The organism is Micromonospora arida, from assembly GCF_003857035.1.
Taxonomy (GTDB): domain Bacteria; phylum Actinomycetota; class Actinomycetes; order Mycobacteriales; family Micromonosporaceae; genus Micromonospora; species Micromonospora arida.
In genome coordinates, this window is sequence record NZ_QGSY01000229.1 from 1 (window position 1) to 16,488 (window position 16,488).

The 16,488-nt window shown below is 71.8% G+C and carries 15 protein-coding genes and 2 pseudogenes; 5 read left to right on the forward strand and 12 right to left on the reverse strand.

What is annotated here, in order from left to right; genetic code table 11:
• Positions 1-17: 17 nt before the first annotated feature.
• From DLJ58_RS22695 to DLJ58_RS22705, 3 genes are all read right to left on the reverse strand, one after another.
• Positions 18-770 carry a YebC/PmpR family DNA-binding transcriptional regulator gene (locus tag DLJ58_RS22695; protein WP_124859067.1) on the reverse strand — a complete coding sequence of 251 codons (753 nt, stop codon included), beginning with the start codon at positions 768-770 and terminating at the stop codon, positions 18-20.
• 225 nt (positions 771-995) lie between these two features.
• Positions 996-1,292, reverse strand: a complete 297-nt coding sequence (locus DLJ58_RS22700) for a hypothetical protein (RefSeq protein WP_124859069.1) — start codon at positions 1,290-1,292, stop codon at positions 996-998.
• A gap of 1 nt (position 1,293) precedes the next feature.
• On the reverse strand, positions 1,294-1,953 hold the full coding sequence (locus DLJ58_RS22705; RefSeq protein ID WP_124859071.1) for an NADPH-dependent FMN reductase: 660 nt from the start codon (positions 1,951-1,953) through the stop codon (positions 1,294-1,296).
• Between the two features lie 101 nt (positions 1,954-2,054).
• On the opposite strand from DLJ58_RS22705, the gene DLJ58_RS22710 reads away from it, so the two are divergent.
• Complete coding sequence (locus DLJ58_RS22710) at positions 2,055-2,909, forward strand: helix-turn-helix transcriptional regulator (protein WP_124859073.1); 855 nt, start codon at positions 2,055-2,057, stop codon at positions 2,907-2,909.
• A gap of 17 nt (positions 2,910-2,926) precedes the next feature.
• Here the strand turns inward: DLJ58_RS22710 and pdxT are convergent, their stop codons facing one another.
• The 6 genes from pdxT to pgsA all read right to left on the reverse strand — a co-directional run bounded on the left by pdxT (position 2,927) and on the right by pgsA (position 8,024).
• Complete coding sequence (gene pdxT, locus DLJ58_RS22715; RefSeq protein ID WP_124859075.1) at positions 2,927-3,532, reverse strand: pyridoxal 5'-phosphate synthase glutaminase subunit PdxT; 606 nt, start codon at positions 3,530-3,532, stop codon at positions 2,927-2,929.
• Positions 3,533-3,575: 43 nt separating this feature from the next.
• The gene (pdxS, locus tag DLJ58_RS22720; RefSeq protein ID WP_124859077.1) at positions 3,576-4,493 is read right to left on the reverse strand and encodes a pyridoxal 5'-phosphate synthase lyase subunit PdxS; all 918 of its coding nucleotides are present in this window, start codon (positions 4,491-4,493) and stop codon (positions 3,576-3,578) included.
• 160 nt (positions 4,494-4,653) lie between these two features.
• A complete protein-coding gene (locus tag DLJ58_RS22725) occupies positions 4,654-5,157 on the reverse strand; it encodes a hypothetical protein (RefSeq protein ID WP_124859079.1) in 504 nt (167 codons plus the stop codon).
• 81 nt (positions 5,158-5,238) lie between these two features.
• The gene (locus tag DLJ58_RS22730) at positions 5,239-6,399 is read right to left on the reverse strand and encodes a glycosyltransferase family 4 protein (protein ID WP_124859081.1); all 1,161 of its coding nucleotides are present in this window, start codon (positions 6,397-6,399) and stop codon (positions 5,239-5,241) included.
• Between the two features lie 16 nt (positions 6,400-6,415).
• Positions 6,416-7,348 carry a phosphatidylinositol mannoside acyltransferase gene (locus tag DLJ58_RS22735; RefSeq protein WP_124859083.1) on the reverse strand — a complete coding sequence of 311 codons (933 nt, stop codon included), beginning with the start codon at positions 7,346-7,348 and terminating at the stop codon, positions 6,416-6,418.
• 46 nt (positions 7,349-7,394) lie between these two features.
• Positions 7,395-8,024 (reverse strand): phosphatidylinositol phosphate synthase, encoded by a 630-nt coding sequence (gene pgsA, locus DLJ58_RS22740; RefSeq protein WP_112602096.1) that lies wholly within the window; start codon positions 8,022-8,024, stop codon positions 7,395-7,397.
• 249 nt (positions 8,025-8,273) lie between these two features.
• Between pgsA and DLJ58_RS22745 the strand changes: the two are divergent.
• A pseudogene (locus DLJ58_RS22745) lies at positions 8,274-10,361 on the forward strand (elongation factor G-like protein EF-G2); the annotation flags it as partial.
• Here the strand turns inward: DLJ58_RS22745 and DLJ58_RS22750 are convergent.
• Positions 10,312-11,296 (reverse strand): annotated as a pseudogene (locus tag DLJ58_RS22750) (aldo/keto reductase); the annotation flags it as partial. The pseudogenes DLJ58_RS22745 and DLJ58_RS22750 overlap by 50 nt on opposite strands.
• An 86-nt stretch (positions 11,297-11,382) precedes the next feature.
• On the opposite strand from DLJ58_RS22750, the gene DLJ58_RS22755 reads away from it, so the two are divergent.
• Entirely contained in the window at positions 11,383-11,877 is a 495-nt protein-coding gene (locus DLJ58_RS22755) for a hypothetical protein (RefSeq protein ID WP_124859085.1), read from the forward strand.
• Positions 11,878-11,926: 49 nt separating this feature from the next.
• Here the strand turns inward: DLJ58_RS22755 and DLJ58_RS22760 are convergent, their stop codons facing one another.
• Positions 11,927-12,439 (reverse strand): HIT family protein, encoded by a 513-nt coding sequence (locus tag DLJ58_RS22760; RefSeq protein ID WP_208741278.1) that lies wholly within the window; start codon positions 12,437-12,439, stop codon positions 11,927-11,929.
• Positions 12,440-12,614: 175 nt separating this feature from the next.
• Here DLJ58_RS22760 and DLJ58_RS22765 point away from each other — a divergent pair, with 175 nt between their 5' ends.
• Entirely contained in the window at positions 12,615-13,343 is a 729-nt protein-coding gene (locus DLJ58_RS22765; RefSeq protein WP_124859089.1) for a D-Ala-D-Ala carboxypeptidase family metallohydrolase, read from the forward strand.
• A 378-nt stretch (positions 13,344-13,721) separates the two neighbouring features.
• Here the strand turns inward: DLJ58_RS22765 and thrS are convergent, their stop codons facing one another.
• Positions 13,722-15,731, reverse strand: coding sequence for a threonine--tRNA ligase (gene thrS, locus DLJ58_RS22770; RefSeq protein WP_124859091.1), 2,010 nt, complete (start codon positions 15,729-15,731; stop codon positions 13,722-13,724).
• Between the two features lie 188 nt (positions 15,732-15,919).
• On the opposite strand from thrS, the gene DLJ58_RS22775 reads away from it, so the two are divergent.
• The coding region (locus tag DLJ58_RS22775; protein WP_158629620.1) for a DUF1775 domain-containing protein at positions 15,920-16,488 on the forward strand (569 nt) is incomplete at its 3' end.

Here is a 16,488-nt window from a genome sequence, read left to right on the forward strand (position 1 = left end):
GCCGGACGACCCGGACCTCAGGCGTAGACGGCCGCCATCACGTCGTCGCTGACGTCGAAGTTGGCGTAGACGTTCTGGACGTCGTCGCAGTCCTCCAGGACGTCGATCAGCTTGAAGATCTTGCGCGCGCCCTCTTCGTCCAGCGGCACGTTGACGCTGGGGATCAGGGAGGACTCGGCCGACTCGTACTCGATGCCTGCGTCCTGCAACGCCGTGCGCACCGGGATCAGGTCGGTCGGCTCGGAGACCACCTCGTACGCCTCGCCGATGTCGTTGACCTCTTCGGCGCCGGCGTCCAGGACGGCAAGCATCACGTCGTCCTCGCTGGTGCCCTCCTTGGGGACGATCACCACGCCCTTGCGGGAGAACATGTACGACACCGAGCCGGCGTCGGCGAGCGAGCCGCCGTTGCGGGTCAGCGCGGTCCGTACCTCGGTCGCCGCGCGGTTGCGGTTGTCGGTGAGGCACTCGATGAGCATGGCCACGCCGCTCGGGCCGTACCCCTCATACATGATCGTCTGCCAGTCGGCGCCGCCGGCCTCCAGGCCGGAGCCACGCTTGACGGCGCGATCGATGTTGTCGTTCGGTACCGAGCTCTTCTTCGCCTTCTGGATGGCGTCGAAGAGCGTCGGGTTACCGGAGGGGTCACCGCCGCCGGTCCGCGCGGCCACCTCGACGTTCTTGATCAGCTTGGCGAACATCTTGCCGCGCTTGGCGTCGATGACGGCCTTCTTGTGCTTGGTCGTCGCCCACTTTGAGTGGCCGGACATCTTCTACCTCCGTTGCTACCCGCCGTCTGCATCGACCGCACCGCTCACGCCCCGCTCCCGCCGGCGCACGCGGAGGTGCCGGTCAGCTCTGGTGGAAGCCGTGGCGGGCAGATGGCCCTGCCGAATCTCCGCAATCCTACCGACGTCCCCCCGGTCGCTGTCATCCACCGCGCGCGGCGGCTCCGCCCCACCCGCCCGGACCGGGCAGATGGGGTGAAAGCAGAGTCAGACCTCGAAGCCGTACGACCCCGCCACCGTAAAGCCGGCCGAGGACCGTTCCTCGCACCGACCCTCCAGCCCGACCCGGAAGCGCCGGAACGACTCCATCCCGGGCAGCGGACCAGGCAGCTCCGGTCCCACCGCGATGTCGACGAAACTTCGACCGTCGTCCAGCCTCAGCGTCACGTACCGTAGTCCGGCGGGACGGGTCCGGGCCAGTTCCTCGTGGACGGCCCGGAGCAGCACCATGTGCTCGGCAAGGTCTTCAGGACGCACCCGGTACCGGATCAGGATGGTCTCCATCTCAGCCCACCAGCTCCGGGCTGCCCGCCGCCACCCCGGCCGGGTCGACCGGGTGCAGCGCTCGGGACCAGGTCACGACCTCGGCGATCATCGTCGACAGTTCCGCCTCCCGACCGTCGCCCGGTGCGAAGCGGCCGGCGGTCCGGTCACCAGGGTCGGCGCCGGTGAAGTCGAAATCGGTGAAGATCGACAATGCCACTCCGGTCGGCACCACCACGGTCCGCACCTCGGTGAGGATCGAGCGCAGGTGATCGGCCGCGCGGTTGCCGCCCTGCACGCCGTAGCTCAGCACCCCGGCCACCTTGTCGGTCCACTCCGCGTACAGGTAGTCGATGCCGTTCTTGAGCGCGGCCGGTATCGATCGGTTGTAGTCCGGGGTGACGAAGACGAAGGCGTCGCAGCCGTCCACCACCTCCGCCCAGCGCCGGGTGTGCGGGCGCCGGTAGTCGCCGAACAGCGCCGGCACCGGCTCGTCGAGCAGTGGCAACGCCTGCTCGGCGAGGTCCACCAGTGTGAAGACGGCGTCCCCGGCGCGTACCGCCTCGTGCCCCTCGGCCGCTTCCATGACCCAACGGGCGACCGCCGCGCCGCGCCGGCCCGGGCGGGTGCTGCCCACGATCACACCGATCCGCAGCGGTCCTGTGCTCTGTGCGTTTCTCATGACCACGATCCTGTTGGCCGCAGGACGAGGCGGGGAGACCGCCGCGAGGATGGCCCTGCCAGGGCCACCCACCGGAGGGCGCCGGCTGCAAGACTGGTCCAATGATGGACGGAGAGCTGGGCGCCTTCCTGCGCAGTCGCCGCGAGGCGCGGCGGCCGGCCGAGGTCGGTCTCGCCGAGGGGCCCCGCCGACGTACACCCGGGCTGCGCCGGGCCGAGCTGGCGACGCTGGCTCAGGTCAGCGTGGAGTACCTGACCCGGCTGGAACAGGGCCGCGACACCCGGCCGTCGCCGGAGATCCTCGCCGCGCTCGCCGACGCCCTCCGCCTGGACAGCGCCGACCGGGAACACCTGCGACAGCTCGCCTCGGCCCAGCACGCCCGACAGCTCTGCTCGGGCGACCGGCCGACAGTCTCCCGCACCGTTCGGCCAACGGTCCGCGCCATGCTCGACGCGCTGCGCGACACCCCGGCGTACGTGCTCAACCGGCTCGGCGACGTGCTGGCCTGGAACGAGCCGTTCGACCTGCTGGCGCGTCCACTCGGCCTGCTGGACGGGTCGCGCCCGAATCTGGTCTGGTTCGTGCTGACCGACGAGCGGGCTCGTGAGCACTACCCGCAGTGGTCGGCGCTGGCCGACCAGCAGGTCGCGGAGCTGCACCTGCTGCGCCGGGGTGACCCGGCCAGCGACGCCTTCGCCGAACGGCTGGCCCGTACGGCGGGCGCGCCGTTCGTCGACCGTTGGCAGCGGCGACCGATTACCGCCGCGCGTACCGGCCTGCTGACGGTGCGCCATCCGGCCGCGGGGTTGTTGCGCCTCAACGTCGAAGCGCTGGAACTGGCCGAGGCCGACCCGCAGCGCCTGGTGGTGCAGTTGCCCGCCGACGCCGCCACGGCGAACGCGCTCGACGAGCTGGCGGGCCGCCGCCCGGGGCGACTGCGCGCGGTCGCCGGCTGAGCGACGGGTCACCCCCGTCAGGAGGCGGCGCGGACCAGGTCCACGAAGTACGCGTGCACCCGCAGGTCACCGGTGAGCTCCGGGTGGAACGAGGTGGCCACCAGGTTGCCCTGTCGGACCGCCACGATCCGGTCGGCGGCCGGGCCGTCGGACACCACCCCGATGACCTCGACGCCGGCACCGACCCGCTCGACCCACGGCGCGCGGATGAACACCGCGTGGAACGGATCGCCCGGCACCCCGACGACGGTCACCGGCGCCTCGAACGAGTCGACCTGCCGGCCGAACGCGTTGCGCCGGACGGTCATGTCGATGCCGGCGAAACCCCGCTGATCGGGTCGACCGTCGAGCACCTCGGTCGCCAACATGATCATCCCGGCGCAGGAGCCGTAGACCGGCATGCCGTCGGCGATCCGCTTGTCGATCGGCTCACGCATCTCGAAGATGTCGGCGAGCTTGCTCATGGTGGTGGACTCGCCGCCGGGGACGACCAGGCCGTCGACCGCGTCCAGTTCCGCCGGACGGCGGACCGGGCGGGCGTCCGCGCCCGCCGCGGCCAGCGCCGCCACGTGCTCGCGGACGTCGCCCTGGAGCGCGAGCACACCGATCACGGGTGCCGTCATCGTCGCACCGTTCCTCTCCGCGTCCGCCGTTCGAAAAGAGCGCTCACCAACCGCGCTCGGCCAGGCGGTGCGGCTGCGGGATCTCGTCGACGTTGATGCCGACCATCGCCTCGCCGAGACCCCGGGACACCTTGGCCAGCACGTCCGGGTCGTCGTGGAAGGTGGTCGCCTTGACGATCGCGGCGGCCCGCTGAGCCGGGTTGCCCGCCTTGAAGATGCCGGAACCGACGAAGACGCCCTCCGCGCCGAGCTGCATCATCATCGCCGCGTCGGCCGGCGTGGCGATGCCACCCGCGGTGAACAGCACCACTGGCAGCTTGCCGCTCTCGGCGACCTCCTTGACCAGCTCGTACGGGGCCTGCAAGTCCTTGGCCGCGACGTACAGCTCGTCGGTCGGCAGCGAGGCCAGCCGGCGGATCTCCTGGCGGATCTTCCGCATGTGGGTGGTGGCGTTGGAGACGTCACCGGTGCCCGCCTCGCCCTTGGAGCGGATCATCGCCGCGCCCTCGGTGATCCGGCGCAGCGCCTCGCCCAGGTTGGTCGCGCCACAGACGAAGGGCACTGTGAACGCCCACTTGTCGATGTGGTTCGCGTAGTCGGCCGGGGTCAGCACCTCGGACTCGTCGACGTAGTCCACGCCGAGCGACTGGAGGATCTGCGCCTCCACGAAGTGGCCGATGCGGGCCTTGGCCATCACCGGGATGGAGACCGCCTCGATGATCCCGTCGATCATGTCGGGGTCGCTCATCCGGGACACCCCACCCTGCGCGCGGATGTCGGCGGGCACCCGCTCCAGGGCCATCACGGCGACGGCGCCGGCGTCCTCGGCGATCTTGGCCTGCTCGGCGTTGACGACATCCATGATCACGCCGCCCTTGAGCATCTCGGCCATGCCACGCTTCACGCGGGCCGTGCCGACGACGGGGGCGGTACCGGTGTTCGAGGCGGTGTTTTCGGGCACGGGTCATCGCTCCTTGGACATGCTCTGGGGGTGGCAGCGAAAATGCTACGCGCGGTTCAACGCCGCACCGACAGCCAATCAGACCCCCGGTGGCCTGCACTGTGGCAGTGGTCACCGGCCCGCCCGTACCAGTCGGGAAGCAGGCGGCGACCGTCGGAGGTCAGGCGGCGGGGACGTCCGCCGGCACGACGAGGGTCGGGTCGTCGATGTCGAAGTAGCGCGGCCACTCCCGGCCCCGCCCCATCCGCATCAGACGCACCAGCGGCCGGCTGCGCGCCGAGCGGGCGTCCCGGACCAGGTCGGTGTGCACCTGCCGGGACAACGCGAGGCGACGACTCGCGGCGATGACCGCCGCGCAGTCCGGGTCGCCCGGGTCCAACTGGACGCCGCGCAACTGCCGGGTCAGGTCGTTCTCCGCCGCCTCCCGCTCGTCCGGGCTGGCGTCCAGGGCGATCCGGGCCGCCGCGTACAGCTCGACGCCGAAACGCCGCTCAGCCAGGACCGCGGCTGCCGCCGCGCGGCGCAGCAGGTGGGCGTCGAGGGCCCGGGCCGCCAGCTCCGCGCGGCCCTGTAGCCGCTCCACCCGGCCGGCGGTCCAGATGAGGTACGCCGCGACCAGCCCCACGACCACGCTCGCGGCCACCACCCACCACATGTGCGGCATCGTAGTGCTGCTCCGTTTCGTCCGATTGGGCGCGGCCGGACCGGTCCCACCGGTCACCTCCGCACCATCCGTCACACCGGCTCAGCTCAGCCCCACCCACTCATGGTCGATGACCCGCCCGTCGGTTGCCTCGATCGCCGCTGCGTATACCTCCAGAACGCGGCGAGCAACCACCGGCCAGTCGAAATTCGCGACCACCTGATCGCCGCAGGCACTCAGCGTGGCCCGCGCGGCCGGGTCGTCCAGCAGCTCGACCAGCACGTCACGCAGCCCCACCGGGTCGCCGGTGGGGAAGAGCCGACCGGCGCGCCCACCGTCGAGCACCCGCCGGAACGCGTCCAGGTCACTGGCGACGACCGTCGTACCAGCCGCCAGCGCCTCGGTGAGGATCATGCCGAACGACTCACCGCCGGTGTTCGGTGCGACATAGAGGTGCACACTGCGCAGCATGCGTGCCTTGTCCGCTTCGCTGACCAGGCCGAGGAACGTGATCTGCTCGTGCAGTTCGGCCGGGAACTGGTCGTACAGGTCGTCGGGGTCACCCGGGCCGGCGACGAGCAGCCGCAGACCGGGCCGGTTGGCGGCCAGCGCCACGAACGCGTCGCGCAGCACCGGGAAGCCCTTGCGTGCCTCGGTGAACCGGCCCAGGAACCCGAGGGTGCCACCGGTGCCGGCCGCGCACTCCCCCGGCCAACCCGGCAACGGCTCGGCGTCGGCGAACTTGGCCACCGCCACCCCGTTGGGGATCTCCACCGCACCGCCGTCCATGTGCTCGACCTGCACCTTGCGGGCCAGCGCGCTCACCGCGATCCGGGCCGTGATCCGCTCCAACACGATCTGGAGCACACCCTGCGCGGCGGCGAGGACCCGCGAACGGGTCATCGCGGTGTGGAACGTGGCCACCACCGGGCCGCGGGCGGAGAGCACGGCCAGCAGCGACAGACTCAGCGTGAGCGGCTCGTGCACGTGCAGCACATCGAAGTCGCCGTTGGTGATCCACCGCCGCACCCGGGCGGTCGACACCGGGCCGAACGCGATCCGGGCCACCGACCCGTTGTACGGCAGCGGAACGGCCCGGCCGGCGGACACCACGTACTCCGGCAGCGGCGAATCCTCGTCGGCCGGCGCGAGCACGCTGACCTCGTGACCCAGCGCGATCAGCGCCTCGGCGAGGTCCATGACGTGGTTCTGCACCCCACCGGGCACGTCGAAGGAGTACGGGCACACGATGCCGATCCGCATCCGTCAGCCCACCTCCTCAGGCCGGGCCGGAGGCCGACGAGGGCAGCGCCGCGCCCTCCCCCGACCTCGCCTGGTCCAGCCACATCCGCTGCAACATGTGCCAGTCTTCCGGATGCCGGGCGATACCCGCCGCCAGACGGTCGGCGATCAGCTGGGTCAGCGACCGAACCCGCTGGTCCAGCGGCCCCACCTCGGGCCCCGGCACCGGCAACGGACCAGCCAGCGACGCACAGGCGGCATCCGGTTCGTACCACAGTGAGGCCACGTAGAGCGGTGCGCCGGTGTGCAGCGCGAGCAGCGCCGGCCCGGCGGGCATCCGGGTCTTCCCACCGAAGAAGTCCACCTCCACCCCCCGGGCGGAGAGGTCCCGGTCGGCCAGCAACGGCACCACCGCACCGGCCCGCAGCCGGTCCAGCAACACGTCGAACGCCGGGCGCGGCCCCCCGTGGGTCGGCAGGATCTCCATCCCGAGGACCTCTCGGAAGGCCAGGAAACGCTTGTACACGCCCTCCGGCTTGAGCCGCTCCATGACAGTGGTGATCGGCCAACCGGTGGCCGCCACCCAGGCTCCCGCGGCATCCCAGTTACCGGCGTGCGGCAGGGCCACCACCGCGCCCCGACCGGCGGCCACGTCGGCGGCGAGCATCTCGGCGCCGTCGAGCCGGAAACCGGACAGGATCTGCGACCGGCTCAGGGCGGGCAGCCGGAACGCCTCCATCCAGTACCGGGCGTACGAGCGCAACCCGCGCTTGACGAGATCGTCCAACTCGGCGTCGGGCAGCTCCGGGCCGACCACACGGCGCAGGTTCGCGCGCAGTCGGGCCGTACCCCCGCCGCCGGTGCGGTGGGCGCGGTCCGCGCCCGCCTGGAACGCCGCCGCCACCAACGGCCGGGGTAGCGCGCGGACCACCCGCCACCCGGCGATGTAGCCCAGCTCGGTGAGGTTCACGCGGCTCGGCCGCCGGTCGTCCGACGCCGGGTCTCCGGCACGCCACTCACGCCTGGCCGTCCGGCTGGAGCTGCTGGGCCTGGCGGTAGACGTGCGTCATCCGCTGGCCCACAGTGAAGATCGACACGGCGGCGAGCAGCCAGAGCGCGATCTCCAGGGCCGGATCGACACCGACGCCGGTGAGGATCCCGCCGACCCCGACGATCAGCAGCCGCTCGGTGCGCTCGGCGATGCCCACGTTGCAGGTCATGCCGAGCCCTTCGGCGCGAGCCTTCACGTAGGAGACCAGGCTGCCGGCGGCCAGACAGACCAACGCGGCGGCCACCCCGGAGTGGTCGCCCTGCGTGGCCAACCAGTACGCGACAGCGCCGAAGACGGCGCTGTCGGCGACCCGGTCCATGCTTGAGTCGAGGAAGGCGCCGAACTTGGTGGAGCCGCCGCTCATCCGGGCCATCGTCCCGTCGAGCAGGTCGGTGAGCGCGAACAGGGTGACGATCAACGCGCCCGCGACCAGGTGGCCGCGAGCACCGAAGCCGAGCGCGCCGACGAGCACACCAACGGTGCCCGCGACGGTGACGGCATTGGGGGTGACGCCCGCGCGCAGCAGGGCGCGGGCAATCGGCTCTACGACGCGGGTCATCCCCGCGCGGGCCGACACTTGGAAGATCTTCGCCATGGCGGTCCCCACGATAACGGTCCGCCCAGCTCCGGCGATACGGACGGTACCGCCGACCCGCCCGGGGGAGGCTTGTGCCTACCCGGCAACGGGTGTGAGATCGAGCCGGGAGGTGAGCCAGCTCACCCGTCCGCCCGTCCCGTTCCCGCTGTGCAGCAGACCACCGGAGGATATCGCCGCGCACTCGCCCCGGGCCGCTTCCCGTCGCGCGGCGGTCGCCACCACCACCGGCTGAGGGAGGTGCGCCCCATGGCGCAGAAGAGTCACGAGAAGGGTTCCACCGGCGGCACGCCGGTGGTGACCGAGCCCGAGCGGGTCCGCAACGTGGTGCTCGTCGGGCACTCCGGGGCGGGCAAGACCACACTGGTCGAGGCCCTGCTCGCGGCGACCGGCACGATCGGCCGCGCCGGCACCGTGGTCGACGGCACCACTGTCGGCGACCACGACCCCGCCGCCGTACGCCAGCAGCGCTCGGTCAGCCTGTCCTGCGCGCCGCTGCTGCACAACGGCATCAAGGTCAACCTGCTGGACACCCCCGGGTACGCCGACTTCGTCGGCGAGCTGCGCGCCGGGCTGCGGGCCGCCGACGCCGCGCTCTTCGTGGTCTCCGCCGCGGGCGGCATGGACGCGGCCACCGTCGCGCTCTGGGAGGAGTGCGCCGCCGTCGACATGCCCCGCGCGGTCGCGGTGGCCCGACTGGACCAGCCCCGCGCCGACGTCGACGAGACGGTGGCGCTCTGCCAGCGCCTCTTCGGCGACAACGTGATGCCGCTCTACCTGCCGATGCTCGGCGACGACGGGGTCTCCACCGAGGGGCTGCTCGGCCTGATCACCCGTCGGGTCTTCGACTACAGTGCCGGGCTGCCCGCCGACGTCCGCGACCCGGACCCGGAGCACCAGCGGGCCATCGACGAGTCCCGCGACGAGCTGATCGAGGGGATCATCGCCGAGAGCGAGGACGAGACCCTCATGGACCGCTACCTCGACGGCGAGGAGATCAGCGACGAGGTGCTCATCGACGACCTGGAGAAGGCCGTCGCCCGGGGCCACTTCTACCCGGTGGTGCCGGTCTGCGCCCAGACCGGTGTCGGGCTGGACGTGCTGCTGGAGGTGCTGACCGCCGCGTTCCCCTCGCCGCTGGAGCACGAGCTGCCGGCGGTGACCGGCGTGGACGGCTCGCCGCGTCCGCCACTGAGCTGCGACCCGGCCGGGCCGCTGGTCGCCGAGGTCGTCAAGACCACCATCGACCGCCACGTCGGTCGGGTCTCGCTGGTCCGGGTCTTCTCCGGCACGCTGCGCCCCGACCAGACCGTGCACGTCTCCGGGCACGGCATGGCCGAACGCGGGCACCCCGACCACGACGCCGACGAGCGGGTCGGCCACATCTACACCCCGCTGGGCGCCACCCTTCGGGAGGTGTCGCTCTGCGTCGCCGGTGACATCTGCGCGATCACCAAGTCGGGCAGCGCCGAGACCGGCGACACCGTCTCGACCAGGGACGACCCGCTGCTGATCGCCCCCTGGGAGATGCCGGAGCCGCTACTGCCGGTGGCGATCGCCGCCCGCAGCCGCGCCGACGAGGACGCCCTGGCCCGCAACCTCGCCCGCCTGGTCGCGGGCGACCCCACGCTGCGGCTGGAGCGCAACCCGGAGACCCACCAACTGGTGCTCTGGTGCATGGGCGAGGCACACGCCGACGTGGTGCTCGACCGGCTGCGCGCCGGCGGTGTCGAGCTGGACACCGAGCCGGTCAAGGTGTCGCTGCGCGAGACGCTGACCGTGCCCGCGAAGGGGCACGGTCGCCACGTCAAGCAGTCCGGCGGCCACGGCCAGTACGCGGTCTGCGACATCGAGGTCGAGCCGCTGCCCCGCGGCAGTGGCTTCGAGTTCGTCGACCGGGTGGTCGGCGGCGCGGTGCCGCACAACTACATCCCGTCCGTGGAGAAGGGCCTCCGCGCCCAACTGGAACGCGGGCTGGTCGCCGGGCACCCCGTGGTGGACCTGCGCGTCACACTGGTCGACGGCAAGTCGCACAGCGTCGACTCCTCAGACGCGGCCTTCCAGACCGCCGGAGCGCTGGCGCTGCGCGACGCGGCCGAGCGTGGCCAGCCGGCCCTGCTGGAGCCGATCGACGAGGTCACCATCCGGGTTCTGGACGGCTCGGTGGGCACGGTGATGGGCGACCTGTCCGGCCGACGCGGCCGTGTGCTCGGCACCGAACCGGACCCGGACACCGAGGGCCGCACCCTCGTCCGCGCCGAAGTGCCGGCCACCGAGTTGCTTCGGTACGCCGTCGAGCTGCGCTCCACCTCGACGAACTGGTCCGCCGGCAGCGGGCCCCGGTGCAGCGCGGCGGCGTTCTCCTCGACCTGGGCGACCGTACGGCAGCCCGGGATCGGGATGGTGCGCCCGCTGCGCGCCCAGATCCAGCCCAACGCGCCCTGGGCGAGGGTGCGCCCGTCGGCGGTGAGCGCGGCACGGACCGCGCCGACCCGGCGCAGCCACTCCGGTGCGGGCCGGCCACCCCGGAACCACTCCAACCAGCCCGGGGCCAGCCCGCGTACGTCGTCGCGGGGCAGCGTCGACCCGGCCGAGTACTTGCCGGTGAGCAGCCCCATCCCGAGTGGACCCCGGTTGACGCTGGCCAGGTCGTACTTCTCGCAGACGGCGAGCAGCTCGGGGGCGTCGCGCAGCACAGACAGGGCGTGCTGCACGGCGGTGGCACCGGCGGCGGCCTGCCCAAACGCGATCGCCCGGTCGGTACGGTCGGTGCTCCACCCGTACGCACGGATCAGGCCCTCGGCCACCAGGTCCTCACAGGTCCCGATCAGCGCCTGCGCCCTCGGCACCGACAGGTCGGCCAGGTGCAGCTGATAGAGGTCGATTCGGTCGGTGTCCAGCCGGCGCAGTGAGGCCGTCACGGCACTGCGCAGGTACCCGGGCGACGCGTCCTCGCCGGTGGCCTGCCGGCCGGCCTCGTCGAAGGTGTAACCCCACTTGGTGGCGATCACGGCGTCGTCGCGGCGACCGGCGAGCGCGCGACCGAGCACCCGCTCACCGTGCCCGGCCCCGTACGTGTCGGCGGTGTCGAAGAGGGTGATGCCGAGGTCGAGCGCCCGGCGTACCGCCCGCACCGACTCGTCGTCGTCGACCGCGCCCCAGCCCAGTGGCTGGGTGCCCTCCGCCCAGGGCCCGCCGATCGCCCAGCACCCCATGCCGAGGGCGCTGACCTCGATGCCGCTGCGCCCCAACACCCGTGTCGTGACTGCCATCGGCCGATCGTGCCACCTTCGGCGGGCCGTGGCGTAGCAGATCCGCGGGCGGACACGCGGGCGCATGGAGACGGTCACGGTGCGGCATGATCAATGCCATGCGACGGCTCGGGGTGGACATCGGCGGAGTCATCATCGAGCCGGCCGACGACGACGCGGACACGTCGTTCTTCGGCGCGCACTACCTGCGTACGCCGGCCGTCGTCGGGGCGTTCGACGCGCTCTCGGCGCTCGGCCCGGCGTTCGACGAGGTGCACCTGGTGTCCAAGTGCGGGGAGGCCACCGAGCGGCGTACCCGGGACTGGCTGGCCCACCACGACTTTCCGGCCCGCACCGGCATCCCGGTCGAGCGGGTGCACTTCTGCCGCACCCGACCGGACAAGGCGCCGATCGCCAGACGCCTCGGCCTGACCCACTTCGTGGACGACAAGCTGGAGGTGCTCGGCTATCTCGACTCGGTGCCGCACCGCATCCTGTTCCGGCCCCGAAAGGCCGAGGTCGCCGCACACGCCGCGCTGCTGCCCCGCGTACGCCGGGTGGAGAGCTGGTCGGAGCTGACCCCGCTGCTGCGCGCCGACTAGCCGGACCGGTGCGCAGGCCGCGCGACCGGCGCGGCGCGGCCGCCGGCGGTCAGGACGGCCAGGCGCGGGCGAGCAGGTCGCGGGTGTCGCCGAGCAGCTGCGGCAGGACCTTGGTGCGGCCGATCACCGGCATGAAGTTCGCGTCGCCACCCCAGCGCGGCACCACGTGCTGGTGCAGGTGCGCGGCGATGCCGGCGCCGGCCACCCCGCCCTGGTTCATGCCCAGGTTGAAGCCGTGGGCGTTGCTGACCTTGCGGATCACCCGCATGGCGCTCTGGGTGTACGACGCCAGCTCGGTAGTCTCCGGCACGTCCAGGTCGGTGTAGTCGGCGACGTGCCGGTAGGGGCAGACCAGCAGGTGCCCCGGGTTGTACGGGTAGAGGTTGAGCACCACGAAGACGTGCTCGCCCCGGGCCACCACCAGGCTCTCCTCCGGGGGCAGCTGCGGCCCTCGGCAGAAAGGGCAGCCGGTGGGCTTCTCGTAGCCCTCGGCCGGGCGGTCCTCGCCGGAGATGTAGGTCATCCGGTGCGGCGTCCAGAGCCGCTCCAGGCCGTCCGCCATGCCGTCACTGTCCGTGTGCCGTTCCGCCCCTGTCACGAGCCGATCCTACGGAGCCCCGCGGGCACGCCGCGACACCCGCCTTCGGAAACCCGGGACTGCAAGTTCTTGACGGATCAAAGCCGAAGCATGAAACTTCCGTGCATCCACGCACTTCCATGCATTGATGGAGGGTTACATGTTTCGACGGCTCGGCAGGTTCCTCGCGGCACTGGCGTTGACCGCCGCCACCACAGTGGCCGGCGTCACCCTCACTGCCGGCGCGGCCCAAGCGGACGGCTGCTACACCTGGGGACGCGCCCTGTCCCAGGGGGCGTCCGGCGAGGATGTCCGGCAACTCCAGATCCGGGTCGCCGGCTACCCCGGCTACGGCGCGGTGCTCACCCTCGACGGCTCGTACGGCCCGGCCACCCGATCCGCGGTGATCCGCTTCCAGCAGGCGTACGGGCTGTCGGCGGACGGCGTCGCAGGCCCGCAGACGTTCAACCGGCTCTACGCCCTCCAGGACGACGACTGCACCCCGGTCAACTTCAGCTACGCCGAGTTGAACAACTGCAACAGCACCTGGTCCGGCGGCGCCGTCTCGGCGAGCACCGCGCGGTTCAACGCGCTCGTCTCGATGTGGAAGCTCCAGGCCATGCGCCACGCCCTCGGCGACGTGAACATCGCGATCAGCAGCAGCTTCCGCAGCTACGCCTGCAACAGCGCCGTCGGCGGAGCGTCGAACAGCCGACACCTGTACGGCGATGGGGTCGACCTGGTCGGGTCCCCGTCGTTCTGCCGGCTGGCGCAGCAGGCCCGCTACCACGGCTTCGGGCAGATCCTCGGCCCCGGCTACCCCGACCACAACGACCACACCCACGTGGCAGCGGTCGGAGGCTGGTCAGCGCCCAACTGCGGCATCTGACACCCAGCGCCGCCTCCGGGCGCCGCACTCCGGGCGCCGCCTCCCGGCGCCACGCTCTCGCGGCGCCACGCTCCGGGCACCGCACTCCGGGCACCGCACTCCGGGCACCGCGCTCTCGCGCCACCTCCTGGCGAAGATCGCGCTCGAACATGGAAGTAGTGGCCTCCCCCACCGGGGAGGCCACTACTTCCTGGATCGAGCGCGATCATGCGGCACGCGGGCCGCGAGCGAGCCACGCGAGCCGCGAGCGAGCCCCGGCAGACCGCGAACGGACCGCGACGGGCCGCGCGAGCGGGGTCGTGACAGCCCGCGCGCGGACCGCGACGGGCCGCCCGAGCGGGCTGCGGGGCGGTACGCCCGCGGCAGGCAGTGATCCCGCTACTCCGCCGCGGCGGACGGGCCGATGTTGGTCCGTGAGCTGACCACGTCCAGCACGTGGGTCACGGCCTCGGCGACCGGCACCCCGTTGCGCTGGGAGCCGTCGCGGTAGCGGAAAGAGACCGTACCGGCGGCCACGTCGTCGTCACCGGCGATCACCATGAACGGGATCTTCTGCTGCTGCGCCGTCCGGATCTTCTTCTGCATCCGGTCGTCACCCGCGTCGACCTGGGCCCGGATGCCCTCGGCGCGCAGCGCCGCGACGAAGCCGTGCAGGTAGTCGGTGTGGTCCTCGCGGATCGGGATGCCCACCACCTGCACCGGCGCCAGCCAGGCCGGGAAGGCACCCGCGTAGTGCTCGGTGAGCACCCCGAAGAACCGCTCGATCGACCCGAACAGCGCACGGTGGATCATCACGGGCCGCTGCCGGCTACCGTCGGCGGCCTGGTATTCCAACGCGAACCGCTCCGGCTGGTTGAAGTCGACCTGGATGGTGGACATCTGCCAGGTCCGGCCGATGGCGTCACGGGCCTGCACGGAGATCTTCGGCCCGTAGAACGCCGCGCCGCCCGGGTCGGGAACCAGGTCCAGGCCGGAGGTCTCGGCAGCGGTCCGCAGCGCCTCGGTGGCCTCGGCCCAGTCCTCGTCGGCCCCGATGAACTTGGGCGAGTCGTCCCGGGTCGACAGCTCCAGGTAGAAGTCGTCCAGGCCGTAGTCGCGCAGCAGGTCGAGCACGAAGCTGAGCAGCGTGGACAGCTCACCGGCCATCTGCTCGCGGGTGCAGTAGATGTGCGAGTCGTCCTGGGTCAGGCCGCGGACCCGGGTCAGGCCGTGCACGACGCCGGACTTCTCGTACCGGTAGACCGTGCCGAACTCGAACATTCGCAGCGGCAGCTCCCGGTACGACCGCCCGCGCGACCTGAAGATCAGGTTGTGCATCGGGCAGTTCATCGCCTTGAGGTAGTAGTCCGCGCCCTCCAGTTGCATGGGCGGGAACATGGTGTCCGCGTAGTACGGCAGGTGACCGGAGGTCTGGAACAGCTGCGCCTTGGTGATGTGCGGGGTGTTGACGAACTCGTACCCCGCCGCCTCGTGCCGCTGGCGGGAGTAGTGCTCCATCTCGCGGCGGATGATGCCGCCCTTGGGGTGGAAGACCGCCAGGCCGGAGCCGATCTCGTCGGGGAAGCTGAACAGGTCGAGGTCCGCGCCGAGCTTGCGGTGGTCGCGCCGGGCGGCCTCCTCCAACAGCTTCAGGTACGCCTTGAGCTCGTCACGGGTCGGCCACGCGGTGCCGTACACCCGCTGTAGTTGGGGGTTCTTCTCCGACCCCCGCCAGTAAGCGGCGGCGGAGCGCATGAGCTTGAACGCGCCGATCAGTCGGGTGGTCGGCAGGTGCGGGCCCCGGCACAGGTCCGACCAGCAGACCTTGTCCTCCTTGGCGTCGAGGTTGTCGTAGATGGTCAGCTCGCCGCCGCCCACCTCCATGACCTCGTCGGTGTCCAGGCCCTCGCCCTTGACCTCGATCAACTCCAGCTTGAACGGCTCGTCGGCCAGCTCGGAGCGCGCCTCGTCCAGGCTGCCGAAGCGGCGGCGACGGAACCGCTGCCCGGACTTGATGATCTCCTGCATGCGCTTCTCGAGCTTGCTGAGGTCATCGGGCTGGAACGGCTTGTCGACGTCGAAGTCGTAGTAGAAGCCGTTCTCGATGGGCGGGCCGATGCCCAGCTTGGCCTCGGGGAAGATGTCCTGCACGGCTTGGGCGAGGACGTGCGCGGTGGAGTGGCGCAGCACGTTGAGCCCGTCGGGCGAATCCAGGCTGACCGGCTCGACGACGGTCTCCTCGGCCGGCGTCCAGTCCAGGTCGCGCAGCTGGCCCTGCGGGTCGCGGACCACGACGATCGCCTTGGGGCCGTTCGCGGGCAGTCCGGCCGCGGCCACCGCGTCGGCCGCCGTGGTCCCGGCGGCGACGACGACGGGGTCGGCCACGGCGGGGGTACGGGGTGCGGACACGGTGACTCCTCCAAGTGGTACGAAACAGTGCCGATCCTCGGCTCCTGCCGATGCTATCGGTCGCCCCGCCTCCGACCGGGAAGGGCACCTCCTTACCGCCGACGTTGAACCTTTCGCGCCTCGCAGCCGAACTAGAAGGTGTGGCCGGAAACCGGTGCCGGCCGCGTCGACACGGATGGGGGCACGAGATGGCGAGCACGTACGGCGGTGGCCGTCGGCGGCGGATCGTGGCGGCGACCGCGGTGACCGCCGCTGGGCTGCTGCTCTGGCCTGGCACGGCGTACGCGGCGGACGTGACGACCACCCCGACCGAGGCCCGGCAGGGCGACGCGGTACGGCTGGAGTTCAGCGTTCCGGAGGAGCGTGCCGGCACGAAGACCAATCAGATCGAGGTCCGGTTGCCGGCCGACGCGCCGATCGCCGAGGTGTACCCCATGTCGGTGAACGGCTGGGCTCCCCGGATCAACTCGCGCACCCTGGACAAGCCGGTGGCCGGCATCCACTCCTCCGGGGTGAGCACGGTCACGACCGCGGTGACGTGGGTCCGAGTCGGTGCGAGTGACCCCGGGCCGGCTCGGCTGGCGCTCTCCATGGGGCCGATGCCGCAGGCCGAGCGGCTCACCTTCGAGGTCGTCCAGACGTACGCCGATGGCACTGTGGTCCGGTGGGCGGACGCCACCGGCCCGCACCGGGCCCCGACGCTCACCCTGCTGCCGGCGGCGCCCGGCGCGGCGGGTCCCGCCGCACACGGCGGGCA

Bases quoted from the DNA above. Each gene is read 5' to 3' on its own strand.
- DLJ58_RS22710 (WP_124859073.1), top strand. From the start codon at position 2,055: ATGATGGACGGAGAGCTGGGCGCCTTCCTGCGCAGTCGCCGCGAGGCG.
- DLJ58_RS22760 (WP_208741278.1), bottom strand. From the start codon at position 12,439: ATGGCGGACGGCCTGGAGCGGCTCTGGACGCCGCACCGGATGACCTAC.
- DLJ58_RS22730 (WP_124859081.1), bottom strand. From the start codon at position 6,399: ATGCGGATCGGCATCGTGTGCCCGTACTCCTTCGACGTGCCCGGTGGG.
- pgsA (WP_112602096.1), bottom strand. From the start codon at position 8,024: ATGGCGAAGATCTTCCAAGTGTCGGCCCGCGCGGGGATGACCCGCGTC.
- DLJ58_RS22725 (WP_124859079.1), bottom strand. From the start codon at position 5,157: ATGCCGCACATGTGGTGGGTGGTGGCCGCGAGCGTGGTCGTGGGGCTG.
- DLJ58_RS22695 (WP_124859067.1), bottom strand. From the start codon at position 770: ATGTCCGGCCACTCAAAGTGGGCGACGACCAAGCACAAGAAGGCCGTC.
- DLJ58_RS22765 (WP_124859089.1), top strand. From the start codon at position 12,615: ATGTTTCGACGGCTCGGCAGGTTCCTCGCGGCACTGGCGTTGACCGCC.
- DLJ58_RS22700 (WP_124859069.1), bottom strand. From the start codon at position 1,292: ATGGAGACCATCCTGATCCGGTACCGGGTGCGTCCTGAAGACCTTGCC.
- DLJ58_RS22705 (WP_124859071.1), bottom strand. From the start codon at position 1,953: ATGAGAAACGCACAGAGCACAGGACCGCTGCGGATCGGTGTGATCGTG.
- DLJ58_RS22755 (WP_124859085.1), top strand. From the start codon at position 11,383: ATGATCAATGCCATGCGACGGCTCGGGGTGGACATCGGCGGAGTCATC.
- pdxT (WP_124859075.1), bottom strand. From the start codon at position 3,532: ATGACGGCACCCGTGATCGGTGTGCTCGCGCTCCAGGGCGACGTCCGC.